This window comes from Pseudomonas sp. PSE14 (assembly GCF_029203285.1).
In the GTDB taxonomy this organism is placed as follows: Bacteria; Pseudomonadota; Gammaproteobacteria; order Pseudomonadales; family Pseudomonadaceae; genus Pseudomonas.
The window spans coordinates 4544669-4556687 of record NZ_CP115669.1 but is presented as its reverse complement, the minus strand read 5'-3'; the positions used below and the strand labels follow the sequence as shown (position 1 = coordinate 4556687).

The following is a 12019-nucleotide window of genomic DNA, read 5'->3' as shown; positions in this document are numbered from 1 at the left end:
GGCGTACAACCGTCCGCGGTTGTACGCCGATACACCTTGGTCTGCCGCGCCTCCGGGGCTGAGCCCGGAGCGCCTTGCATGTTGTAGGAGCGAGCTTGCTCGCGAACCGCCCAGCGCTGAAGTAGCCGGATACCTCTGTTCGCGACCACGCTCGCTCCTGCAGGTCGGACTTCAGTCGATGTTGTCCAGATCGCTCTCGCGCGTCTCCCGCAGGCACAGCACGGCCAGCAGGCTGAGTGCCGCCGCCACCGAAACGTAGCCACCCACCCAGCTCAGTCCGCCCATGCCCACCAGCTTCTGCGCGATGTACGGCGCCACCGAGGCACCGAGGATGCCGCCCAGGTTGTAGGCCGCCGAAGCGCCGGTGTAGCGCACGTGGGTGGGGAATAGCTCTGGCAGCAGCGCGCCCATGGGGGCGAAGGTAACGCCCATCAGGAACAGCTCCAGCGCCAGGAAGATCGCCACCTCGACCGAGGAGCCCTGGCTCAGCAGTGGCTGCATGGCGAAGCCGGAGGCGATCGCAGCGATACAACCAACGATCAGCACCGGCCTGCGCCCGAAGCGGTCACTCAGCCAGGCGGAGAGCGGCGTGGCGGCGGCCATGAAGAGCACGGCGAAGCACAGCAGGCCAAGGAACTGTTCGCGGCTGTAACCCAGGCTGGTCACGCCGTAGCTCAGCGAGAACACCGTGGAGATATAGAAGAGGGCGTAGCACACCACCATTGCCAGGGCGCCGAGCAGCGTCGGCCGCCAATGTCTGGCGAACAGCTCGGCGATCGGCAGGCTGGAGCGTTCGTGACGCGCCATGGCCTTGGCGAACACCGGGGTTTCCACCAGCTTCAGGCGCACGTACAGGCCGACGATCACCAGCACGGCGCTGAGGATGAACGGGATGCGCCAGCCCCACGCGCGGAACTGCTCCTCGCTGAGCAGCATGGCCAGGCAGAGGAACAGGCCGTTGGCGGCGAGGAAGCCGATCGACGGGCCCATCTGCGGGAACATGCCGAACCAGGCGCGACGGCCCTTCGGCGCGTTCTCCGTGGCTAGCAGCGCGGCGCCGCCCCATTCCCCGCCCAACCCCAGGCCCTGGCCGAAGCGCAGCACGCAGAGCAGGATGGGCGCCCAGGCACCGATGCTGTCATAGCCCGGCAGCAGGCCGATCAGGGTGGTCGACACGCCCATCAGCAGCAGCGAGGCTACCAGGGTGGATTTGCGTCCGATGCGGTCGCCGAAGTGACCGAACAGCGCCGAGCCCAGCGGGCGGGCGAGGAAGGCGATGCCGAAGGTGAGGAAGGCGCTCAGCGCCTGGGCGGTGCCCGATGTCTGTGGGAAGAACACTGGGCCGATTACCAGCGCGGCGGCGGTGGCGTAGACGTAGAAGTCGTAGAACTCGATGGCGGTGCCGATGAAGCTGGCCACTGCGACACGGGTGGTGGAGTTGGTCTGTTCGGCCGGCTGTTCGGCGTCGAAGGTGGTGCTGGTCATGCGGGTCGGTCCCTGGCAGTCCTGCTCGGCGACGACTCTGCGGTCGTGTCCGGCATCATGAAGAGGCATCGCCGTGGCGCGAGAAGGAAGCGCGGCCCGGGTCGGGGCAGGGGGACGCGGCTCGCGGCGGGTCAGGGCGAGGCCGGCTGCTTCGCAAGGCAACGACGCGGGGTCGAGGCTCGGCGGGGCGTGCGATTGACTGGCCAGCGGGGTGTCGTGGGTAGCGGCGGGCGCTGGCGGGAGGCTGGGTAAGCCGTCCGGATTATAGGGGCGGGTGGGGCCGCTCAGGCAAGCTCGTCGCGGTGCGGCGCGGGTGGCGTAGGAATGCCGGGTTGCCAGACGCGCACGCTTTTCACGCGGTTCTCGCCGGACTGGAGGATTTCCAGGCGGTAGCGGCCGATCTTCAGGCACACCGCGCAGTCGGGAATCTGTTCAAGGGCTTCGGTGACCAGGCCGTTGAGGGTCTTGGGGCCGTCGCTGGGCAGTTGCCAGCCCAGGGCGCGGTTGAGGTCGCGCAGGTTGGCCGAGCCGTCGATCACATAGGTGCCATCGGCCTGCGGGTGGATATCGGGGTTGCGCAGGGCGTCCTGGTTGCTGAATTCGCCGACGATCTCTTCGAGGATGTCTTCCAGGGTGATGATGCCGATCACCTCGCCATACTCGTCAACGACGATGCCGATGCGTCGCTTCTGCTTCTGGAAGTTGATCAGCTGGGTCGACAGCGGCGTGCTCTCGGGCACGAAGTAGGGCTCCAGGCACGCGGCCTTGAGGCTGTCCTTGGTCAGCTGGTTGTGGGTCAGCAGGCGGGCGATCTGGCGCATGTGCACCACGCCCTCGACCTGGTTGATGTCATTGCGGAACACCGGCAGGCGGGTGTGGGTGGTGTTGCGCAGCTGGCCGATGATGGTTTCCAGCTCGTCGTCCAGGTCGATGCCCTGCACCTCGTTGCGTGGCACCATCAGGTCGTTCACGGTGATCTTTTCCAGATCGAGGATGCTCAGCAGCATGTTCTGCCGGTTGGCGGTGAGCTTCTCGCTGGACTCGCTGACCACGCTCTTGAGCTCCTCGCTGCTCAGCGGCTTGCTGACACGCTGGGTCGGGTCGAGGCCGCAGGCCCGCAGCAGCAGGTTGCTCACCCCGGTCATCAGCCACAGCAGCGGGCTGAACAGCTTCTGCAGCCACAGCAGCGGCAGACTGGCGGGGAAGGCGACGTTTTCCGGGCGCAGCGTGGCGTAGGTCTTGGGGGTGATCTCGCCGAAGATCAGCAGCACCAGGGTCAGGACGATGGTGGTCGGCGCGACGGCGGCTTCGCCCCACAGGCGCAGGGCCAGCAGGGTGGCCAGGGCGGAGGCGACGATGTTGACGAAGTTGTTGCCGATCAGGATGGTGCCCAACAGCCGGTCGGTGCGCAGCAGCAGCCAGCTGGTGCGCCGTGCACCGCGGTTGCCCTGCTTGGACAGGTGGCGCAGGCGGTAGCGATCGAGGCTCAGGACGCCGGTCTCGACGCTGGAGAAGAACGCGGAACACACCAGCAGGAAGACCAGCAGGCCAATCATGTAGCCGGGGTGGATGTCGCCCATGCGTCGGGTTCCTTCGGCGTTTCGCGGCGGTGCGGCACCGCCGCCAGCGTCAGATGTGCAGGATGAATTCCTTGACCAGCTTGCTGCCGAAATAGGCCAGCATCAACAGGCAGAAACCTGCCAGGGTCCAGCGAATGGCCTTGTGACCACGCCAGCCGAGCTGGTGGCGGCCCCACAGCAGCACTGCGAACACCACCCAGGCGAAGCAGGAGAGGATGGTCTTGTGCGCCAGGTGCTGGGCGAACAGGTTGTCGACGAACAGCCAGCCGGAGATCAGCGACAGCGAGAGCAGCGACCAGCCGCCCCAGAGGAAGCCGAACAGCAGGCTTTCCATGGTCTGCAGCGGCGGGAAGTTGCGGATCAGGCCCGACGGGTGCTTGTGCTTGAGCTGATGGTCCTGCACCAGCAACAGCAGCGCCTGGACCACGGCGATGGTCAGCAGGCCGTAGGCGAGGATCGACAGCAGGATGTGCGCGAGGATGCCCGGCTGTTCATTGATCGGCTCGATGGTGCCGTGGGGCACGAACGCCGCCAGCAGGGTGGTCAGGGCGCCCAGCGGATAGAGGAAGATCAGCAGGTTGTGCACCGGGATGCGCAGGCAGGCCAGCAGCGTCAGTGCGGTAACCGCGGCGGAGATCAGGCTGGCGGCGTTGAAGAAGTCCAGCACCAGGCCGCCGGGCGTCAGCAGCTCCTGGCTCAGGCTGTAGGCCTGGCAGAGCAGGGCGGCCAGGCCCAGCAGGAGGAGCAGCGGTTTCTGCGGCGGGGTGCGGCGGGCCAGGCTAACGCTCTGGTAGACGGTAGTGCCGATATAGAGGACGGCGGCGATCAGGCTGGGCAGCAGAGGTTGCATAAGTCCTTGGAACAGTCCTTGGAAGGGGGACCCGAAAGGCCGTGAGTGTGGCACAGAACGGCCGGGTCTAGAAAGCCGCTGAGAACAGTTCGCTTCTAGCCTGGGCGCGGTCCGTCACAGAGGGATCATCGGCGGTGTTGGCGCTGGCCGCACTTCGCTATAATCGCCGGCTTGCTGACAAGCCAAACCCTGACCCGACCGGGTCTGATTAGGAACGCGCATGTTCGAAAACCTTACAGATCGCCTCTCGCAAACGCTGCGCCACGTTACCGGCAAGGCCAAGCTGACCGAGGACAACATCAAGGACACGCTCCGCGAAGTGCGGATGGCCCTGCTGGAGGCCGACGTGGCCCTGCCGGTGGTCAAGGACTTCGTCGCCAAGATCAAGGATCGCGCGGTCGGCACCGAGGTTTCCAAGAGCCTGACCCCGGGCCAGGCCTTCGTGAAGATCGTCCAGGCCGAACTGGTCGAGCTGATGGGCGCGGCCAACGAGGACCTCGATCTCGCCGCCGCTCCACCGGCGGTCATCCTGATGGCCGGCCTGCAGGGCGCGGGCAAGACCACCACCGCCGGCAAGCTGGCGCGCTTCCTCAAGGAGCGCAAGAAGAAGTCCGTGCTGGTGGTATCCGCCGACGTTTACCGCCCGGCGGCGATCAAGCAGCTGGAAACCCTGGCCAATGACATCGGCGTGACCTTCTTCCCGTCCGATACCAGCCAGAAGCCGGTGGCCATCGCTGAAGCTGCGATCCGCGAGGCGAAGCTGAAGTTCATCGACGTGGTGATCGTGGATACCGCCGGTCGCCTGCACGTCGACGCCGAGATGATGGACGAAATCAAGCAGGTCCACGCGGCGATCAAGCCGGTGGAAACCCTGTTCGTGGTCGACGCCATGACCGGCCAGGACGCTGCCAACACCGCCAAGGCCTTCAACGACGCCCTGCCGCTGACCGGCGTGGTGCTGACCAAGGTCGACGGCGACGCCCGTGGCGGTGCCGCGCTGTCCGTGCGCGCCATCACCGGCAAGCCGATCAAGTTCCTCGGCATGGGCGAGAAGAGCGAAGCGCTCGATCCGTTCCACCCCGACCGCGTGGCCTCGCGCATCCTCGGTATGGGCGACGTGCTCAGCCTGATCGAGCAGGCCGAGCAGAACATGGACCGCGAGAAGGCCGAGAAGCTCGCGAAGAAGATCAAGAAGGGCAAGGGCTTCGACCTCGAAGACTTCCGCGACCAGCTGCAGCAGATGAAGAACATGGGCGGCCTTGGCAGCCTGATGGACAAGCTGCCGATGCTCGGCGGCGTCAACCTGTCGCAGATGGGCAACGCGCAGAACGCGGCGGAGAAGCAGTTCAAGCAGATGGAGGCGATCATCAACTCCATGACCCCGGCCGAACGCCGTGACCCGGAAGTGATCAGTGGTTCGCGCAAGCGCCGCATCGCCCTGGGTTCCGGTACCCAGGTTCAGGATGTCGGCCGTCTCATCAAGCAGCACAAGCAGATGCAGAAGGTAATGAAGAAGGTCACCGCCAAGGGTGGCATGGCGAAGATGATGCGCGGCATGGGCAGCATGTTCCCCGGCGGCATGCCCAAGATGTGACCCCAGACGGCCCGCCGCCCGGCGGGCCGGACGCGCTGCGGCTTGCGGCGCGGGGCTTTAGCTCATAGAATATGCGGCCTTTCGGGCTCTGTGCCCGGGGGCTGCATTTCTTTTTTGCAAGCAAACCATAGGAACAACGTACGCATGGTAACCATTCGTCTGGCTCGTGGCGGCTCCAAGAAGCGCCCGTTCTATCACCTGACCGTGACCAACAGCCGCAACGCTCGTGACGGCCGTTTCGTTGAGCGCGTCGGCTTCTTCAACCCTGTTGCAACTGGTGCCGAGGTCAAGGTCTCGATCAACCAGGAGCGTCTGAACTACTGGCTGAGCCAAGGCGCTCAACCGTCTGAGCGTGTTGCTCAGCTGATCAAGGAAGCCGCCAAGGCTGCCTGAGATCGATGAACACGAAGCCTGCTCCCGCCGAGGAGATGATCGTTCTCGGCAAGATCGTATCGGTGCACGGCATTCGTGGTGAGGTGAAGGTGTATTCCTTTACCGATCCGTTGGACAACCTGCTGGATTACCGTCGCTGGACGCTCAAGCGTGGCAACGAGGTTCGACAGGCTGAGCTGGTTCAAGGTCGCGTGCAGGGCAATGTCCTGGTCGCGAAGCTGAAGGGACTGGATGATCGCGAGATCGCCCGCACCTTCGCTGAATTCGAAATCCTGGTTCCGCGCAGCGAGCTGCCGGTGCTGGACGATGGCGAATTCTACTGGAGCCAGTTGGAAGGTCTCAGGGTGATCGACCAGAACGGGCAACTGTTCGGGATTCTCGACCACATGCTGGAGACCGGCGCCAACGATGTGATGGTAGTCAAGCCCTGCGCAGGCAGCCTGGACGACCGTGAACGCCTGCTCCCGTATACGGATCAGTGCGTGCAAGCGGTGGACCTGGAAGCTGGCGAGATTCGGGTGGACTGGGACGCGGACTTCTAATTCATGTGGATTGGAGTCATCAGCATCTTCCCGGAGATGTTTCGCGCCATCAGCGACTATGGCATCACGAGTCGCGCGGTCAAGCAGGAGCTGATTCAGCTTCAGTGCTTCAACCCGCGGAGCAACACCGAGGACCGTCACCAGACGGTGGATGACCGGCCTTTCGGCGGTGGTCCCGGCATGGTGATGAAAATCAAGCCGCTTGAAGGCGCACTGGGCGATGCCCGGCAAGCCGCTGGCGGACCGGCGAAGGTGATCTACCTCTCGCCGCAAGGTCGCAAGCTCACGCAAGCGGCCGTGAAGGAACTGGCGAACGAGGAACGACTGATCCTGATCGCCGGGCGTTACGAAGGCATCGACGAGCGCTTCATTGAAGAGCATGTCGATGAGGAATGGTCAGTTGGCGATTATGTCCTGTCCGGGGGTGAGCTTCCGGCCATGGTGCTGATTGACGCGGTCACGCGATTGTTGCCCGGTGCACTGGGCCACGTGGACTCCGCCGAGGAGGACTCCTTCACGGATGGCCTGCTCGACTGTCCGCACTACACCCGACCCGAGGTGTACGCAGACAAACGTGTTCCTGAGGTGCTGCTCAGCGGCAACCACGAACACATCCGGCGCTGGCGTTTGCAGCAGTCCTTAGGCAGGACCTGGGAACGACGTGCCGATCTTCTGGATTGCCGCTCGCTTTCTGGAGAAGAGAAGAAGCTGCTGGAGGAATACATCCGCCAGCGGAACGATAGTTAACGTATCGATGGCGAGCGCCGAGCGCTTGTCTTAGGAGCACTGAAATGACCAACAAGATCATTCAGCAGATCGAAGCTGAACAGATGAACAAAGAGATTCCGGCGTTCGCCCCCGGCGACACCGTAATCGTCCAGGTTAAAGTGAAGGAAGGCGACCGTCAGCGTCTGCAGGCCTTCGAAGGCGTTGTCATCGGCAAGCGCAACCGCGGCCTGAACAGCGCGTTCACCGTTCGCAAGATCTCCAACGGCGTAGGCGTAGAGCGTACCTTCCAGACCTACAGCCCGCTGGTAGACAGCGTTTCCGTCAAGCGTCGCGGCGACGTGCGCAAGGCCAAGCTGTACTACCTCCGCGAACTGTCCGGCAAGGCAGCGCGCATCAAGGAAAAACTGGTCTAAGTCACCGGTCTTTCCCGAAAAAAGCAGCCCACGGGCTGCTTTTTTCTTGTCCGGCGTTTGCCGGCTGGCCACTTCGGCCCCGTTCCCATCTGCCCCCGGCAGCGCACGACAAGCACAACATCCGCAGCACCGGCAGCCACCTTCAATGCATCAGGTAGCAGTGGCATGAGCCCCAGAGAGCAAGAAATCCTTCGCCGCACGACGCTTTCGGAAACCCGCGTGACCAAGGCGATCTTCCCGCCCACCACCAACCACCACAACACCCTGTTCGGCGGCACCGCGCTGGCCTGGATGGACGAAGTCTCGTTCATCGCCGCGACGCGCTTCTGCCGCCTGCCACTGGTGACCGTGTCCACCGACCGCATCGATTTCAAGCACCCGATCCCCGCCGGCTCCATCGTCGAGCTGATTGGCCGGGTGGTGAAGGTCGGCAACACCAGCCTGAAGGTCGAGGTCGAGGTTTTCGTCGAGAGCATGTCCGCCGACGGCCGCGAGAAGGCCATTCACGGGTTGTTCAGCTTCGTCGCCATCGATGATGAGAAGCGCCCGGTGCCGGTCCTGCCGGGTTTCGAGGCCTGATACGCAAGAAGGCGCCCGTGGGCGCCTTCTTTCATTTCGATGTCGGTCAGCTCGTTCCTACACAAAAGACTCAGTGGCGCAGGCTGATCTTCAGCGAAGCCTGGGACAGGTCGATGTTCTGCAGGCTCAGGCTGCCCATGCTCTGGGTCTTGGGCGCGCCGGCGACACGGATGTTGTCGAAGCGCACTTCGCCGATGGAGCTGGGCAGGCGCACGTTGATCGAGCCGTCGGCATTGAAGGTCGAGGAGGCGTGCGCGGTGTCGTACTGCACGTCACGCATGGAGGTTTCGGCGTCCAGGCTGTCCACTACCGGCAGCACCAGGCGCGCGAGCTGCTTGACGGTGCCCACGCCGTCGCCGCCTTCGGCACTGACCAGGAGGCTTTGCAGGGTGTCATCGAAGCCCTGGGCGTTGATGTTGCTCATCTCATGGTCGCTGAGCGGTTTCAGGCCGTGGGGCGCTTCATGGCGGGTGATGCTGGTCGGAGCCTGACGCTGCACGTCCGCGCTGGCCAGCTGAAACGGGCTGAGCAATGCCGCCAGGAGCGTCGCCGCCAGGCGCACGTTGTTCTGCTTCTTCAGGGCCCGCCCGAGCTGGCGTTCGCTGATCCAGCCCTGCTGGATCAGCGTTTCGCCCAGGCGCAACCCGTTGCTGAGCTGGAGCTGGATGGCGTGGTCCAGCTGTTGGGAGGTGATCAGTCCCTTGCTGACCAGGATCTGACCGAGGCGGGAGTTCTGCTGACTGGGCATGGCGGTAAGCTTCATTGGTGCAATGATGGCGTGATGCAATCATTGTCTGTCAGACGAATTCTGTCACCCACCTAAAGATAGGCTGACGCGGCCGATTGTCAGGTTATTGCGGCTTGCGCTGTTTCATTTGTACCCGCGACATTTTCCGGGGCTTCCTCCACCAGTGAGATCACCGTCCAGCCGGTGCCGGGCGTCAGCGGCCGGTCCGGGCTGGCGATGTGCAGGCGGCCGTTCGGGTCGCGGGCGAACAGCAGCAGCGCCCGGCTGCCGTGCTGGGCCTGGTATTCCTCCCAGCCGAAGTTGTCGCTGAGCAGCGTCGAGCGGACTTCCGCGCCGCGCGCGATCAAGCCGGCCATCTGCGGGTAGGTGATGGGCGTCTGGCCCAGGGGATGGCCGCGATGGCGGTCGCTGACACGATGCTTCTGGCTGCGGCGGCTGTCCTGGCTGCTGGGCAGGATGAAGCGCTGCCAGGGGCTGAATTCGTGGCGGAAGCTCATACACATCAGGGCATTCAGCTCGGCGTTGGGGGACAGCGCCAGCAAATGCCCCAGGCCGATCAGGTCCAGGTGCGCCTCGGCATGTTGCGAGGCGGGGTTGCCGAAGTAGGTTGGCAGGTTCTCCATGCGCGCGGCGCGGGTGTTCTCCCAACTGGAGTCGGTGAGCAGCACCTGCACCCCGGCGTTCTGCAGGCCGACGCCGATGGCCCGCGCCACCGGGTTGGCACCGACGATCAGGAAGCCGGTGGGCACCGGCTCGGCGACTTTCAGCAGGCGGGCCAGTGGGCGCGCGGTGGCGCTTTGCAGGACCACGGTGCCGATGATCACCAGGAAGGTGAGGGGCACCAGTACGCCGGCCTGGGCGTGGCCGGCTTCCATCATGCGAATGGCGAAGATTGCCGATACTGCTGCGGCGACGATGCCGCGTGGCGCGATCCAGCTCAGCAGCGCGCGTTCGCGCCAGTTCAGTGCGGAGCCGGCGGTGGAGATCATCACGCTCAGTGGCCGGGCGACGAACTGGATCAGCGCCAGCACCAGCAGTGCAACCGGGCCAAGGCCGAGCAGCGCCGACATGTCCAGGCGCGCGGCCAGCAGCACGAACAGCCCGGAGATCAGCAGCACGCTGAGGTTTTCTTTGAAGTGCAGGATGTGCTTCACGTCGACGCCCTGCATGTTGGCCATGCGCAGGCCCATCACGGTCACGGCCAGCAGTCCCGATTCCGACATGACGTTGTTCGACAGCACGAACACGCCCAGAACCACGGACAGGGATGCCAGGTTGTGCAGGTAATCCGGTAGCCAGTGCCGACGCAGGGCGACCCCCAGCGCCTGGCCGCCGACCAGGCCGAAGGCGATGCCGCAGCCGATCACGCTGACGAAGGTCAGCAGGCTGTCGGCCCAGCCCTGGCCGACGTCGCTGGCGGCGATGAAGGTGTAGACCACGACGGCCAGCAGGGCGCCGATGGGGTCGATGACGATGCCTTCCCAGCGCAGGATGTTGGCGATGGTCGCGTTAGGACGTACGACCCGCAGCATCGGCACGATCACCGTGGGGCCGGTGACCAGGGTGAGGGCGCCGAACAGCAGGGCCATTTCCCAGGTGAAGTCCAGCAGGTAGCGGGTCGCCAGGGCGATCACCCCCCAGGTGGTGAGCGCGCCGACGGTGACCATGCGACGGACCACGGTGCCGATTTCCTTCCATTCGTCCAGGCGCAGCGTCAGGCTGCCCTCGAACAGCACCAGGGCCACTGCGAGGGATACCACCGGGAACAGCAGCGGGCCGAACAGGTGTTCCGGGGTCAGGAGGTGCAGGACAGGGCCGATCAGAATACCGCTCAGTAGCAGGAACAGGATCGCCGGCAGGCGCAGGCGCCAGGCCAGCCACTGGCTGAGCAGGGAGGCGATGCCAATGCCGGCGAAGGCGAAGTAAGTGCTGTGTTCGTCCATGGTGGAGCCGGGTCCTTGCGCTGTTGACGGTGGAGTTGCGGGGGGCGGCTGTGGAAGACTAGTTCCACGCTTTTCTATTGATATAGCCTGACATGATGCCGGTTTCACATTCACTGATCGACCGATTCCTCGACGCCCTCTGGTTGGAAAAGGGTCTCTCCGACAACACTCGCAGCGCCTACGGCAGCGACCTCGCGCTGTTCAACGGCTGGCTCGACGAGCGCGGGGTGGCGCTGGAGTCGGCAGGGCGCGAGGTGATCCTCGATCATCTGGCCTGGCGCCTGGGCGAGGGTTATAAGGCCCGCTCCACGGCGCGCTTCCTCTCGGGGCTGCGCGGCTTCTATCGTTACTGCCTGCGAGAAGGGTTGATCGAGGAGGACCCGACGCTGCTGGTGGAACTGCCGCAACTGGGCAAGCCGCTGCCCAAGTCGCTTTCGGAGGCCGATGTCGAAGCGCTGCTGGCGGCGCCGGAGACGGACGATCCGCTGGGCCTGCGTGACCGCACCATGCTGGAAGTGCTCTACGCCTGCGGGCTGCGGGTCAGTGAACTGGTCGGGCTGACCCTGGAACAGGTCAACCTGCGCCAGGGCGTGGTGCGCGTCATGGGCAAAGGCAGCAAGGAGCGGCTGGTGCCGCTGGGCGAGGAAGCCATCCTGTGGATCGAGCGCTACATGCGCGAAGCGCGGGCGGACCTGCTGGGCGGGCGTCCCAGCGATGTGCTGTTCCCGAGCCTGCGCGGCGAGCAGATGACCCGCCAGACCTTCTGGCACCGCATCAAGCTGCACGCGAAAGTCGCCGGCATCGGCAAGAACCTGTCGCCACACACCCTGCGCCATGCCTTCGCCACCCATCTGCTCAACCATGGAGCCGACCTGCGTGTGGTACAGATGCTGCTGGGGCACAGTGATCTTTCCACCACGCAGATCTACACCCATATCGCCCGGGCGCGCCTGCAGGACCTGCATGCACAGCATCACCCCAGGGGGTGAGCGGGGGCTCTAGCAACGCATGCGTTGCCCCGCAAACGACCGGCCATGGATGGCCGGGCCGGGTTGCGCTTGGGCAGGCTGTACCGACAGGGACGTGTACACCTTGTTCGATCTTTGCGATGCAGTCGTGAACCCCCGGTACGCCGAAGCTTCTCGCTACAGCCTGCGGCTCGG

General features: G+C 64.7%; 12 protein-coding genes. 7 read left to right on the top strand and 5 right to left on the bottom strand.

Going from position 1 to position 12019, the window contains the following annotated elements; all coding sequences use genetic code 11:
* Window positions 1-171: 171 nt before the first annotated feature.
* The 3 genes from O6P39_RS20835 to O6P39_RS20825 form a co-directional block, all read right to left on the bottom strand.
* Entirely contained in the window at window positions 172-1485 is a 1314-nt protein-coding gene (locus tag O6P39_RS20835) for an MFS transporter (RefSeq protein ID WP_275608328.1), read from the bottom strand.
* 284 nt (window positions 1486-1769) lie between these two features.
* Window positions 1770-3065 carry an HlyC/CorC family transporter gene (locus O6P39_RS20830; protein ID WP_275608327.1) on the bottom strand — a complete coding sequence of 432 codons (1296 nt, stop codon included), beginning with the start codon at window positions 3063-3065 and terminating at the stop codon, window positions 1770-1772.
* A 49-nt stretch (window positions 3066-3114) separates the two neighbouring features.
* Entirely contained in the window at window positions 3115-3915 is an 801-nt protein-coding gene (locus O6P39_RS20825; RefSeq protein WP_275608326.1) for an inner membrane protein YpjD, read from the bottom strand.
* Between the two features lie 220 nt (window positions 3916-4135).
* Here O6P39_RS20825 and ffh point away from each other — a divergent pair, with 220 nt between their 5' ends.
* The 6 genes from ffh to O6P39_RS20795 all read left to right on the top strand — a co-directional run bounded on the left by ffh (window position 4136) and on the right by O6P39_RS20795 (window position 8165).
* Window positions 4136-5509, top strand: coding sequence for a signal recognition particle protein (ffh, locus tag O6P39_RS20820; RefSeq protein ID WP_275608325.1), 1374 nt, complete (start codon window positions 4136-4138; stop codon window positions 5507-5509).
* Between the two features lie 144 nt (window positions 5510-5653).
* Entirely contained in the window at window positions 5654-5902 is a 249-nt protein-coding gene (gene rpsP, locus O6P39_RS20815) for a 30S ribosomal protein S16 (RefSeq protein ID WP_015478455.1), read from the top strand.
* 5 nt (window positions 5903-5907) lie between these two features.
* A complete protein-coding gene (gene rimM, locus O6P39_RS20810; protein ID WP_275608324.1) occupies window positions 5908-6444 on the top strand; it encodes a ribosome maturation factor RimM in 537 nt (178 codons plus the stop codon).
* Window positions 6445-6447: 3 nt separating this feature from the next.
* Window positions 6448-7191 carry a tRNA (guanosine(37)-N1)-methyltransferase TrmD gene (gene trmD, locus O6P39_RS20805; protein ID WP_152225264.1) on the top strand — a complete coding sequence of 248 codons (744 nt, stop codon included), beginning with the start codon at window positions 6448-6450 and terminating at the stop codon, window positions 7189-7191.
* Window positions 7192-7235: 44 nt separating this feature from the next.
* On the top strand, window positions 7236-7586 hold the full coding sequence (rplS, locus tag O6P39_RS20800) for a 50S ribosomal protein L19 (RefSeq protein ID WP_009616363.1): 351 nt from the start codon (window positions 7236-7238) through the stop codon (window positions 7584-7586).
* Between the two features lie 165 nt (window positions 7587-7751).
* Window positions 7752-8165: an acyl-CoA thioesterase gene (locus O6P39_RS20795; RefSeq protein ID WP_275608323.1), complete on the top strand. Its 414-nt coding sequence runs from the start codon at window positions 7752-7754 to the stop codon at window positions 8163-8165.
* Window positions 8166-8235: 70 nt separating this feature from the next.
* Here the strand turns inward: O6P39_RS20795 and O6P39_RS20790 are convergent, their stop codons facing one another.
* Both O6P39_RS20790 and O6P39_RS20785 read right to left on the bottom strand, forming a co-directional pair.
* Window positions 8236-8913, bottom strand: a complete 678-nt coding sequence (locus tag O6P39_RS20790) for a hypothetical protein (protein ID WP_275608322.1) — start codon at window positions 8911-8913, stop codon at window positions 8236-8238.
* Window positions 8914-9011: 98 nt separating this feature from the next.
* Entirely contained in the window at window positions 9012-10856 is a 1845-nt protein-coding gene (locus tag O6P39_RS20785) for a sodium:proton antiporter (protein WP_275608321.1), read from the bottom strand.
* A 92-nt stretch (window positions 10857-10948) separates the two neighbouring features.
* Between O6P39_RS20785 and xerD the strand changes: the two genes are divergently transcribed.
* The gene (gene xerD / locus O6P39_RS20780) at window positions 10949-11845 is read left to right on the top strand and encodes a site-specific tyrosine recombinase XerD (RefSeq protein ID WP_275608320.1); all 897 of its coding nucleotides are present in this window, start codon (window positions 10949-10951) and stop codon (window positions 11843-11845) included.
* Window positions 11846-12019 lie beyond the last annotated feature (174 nt).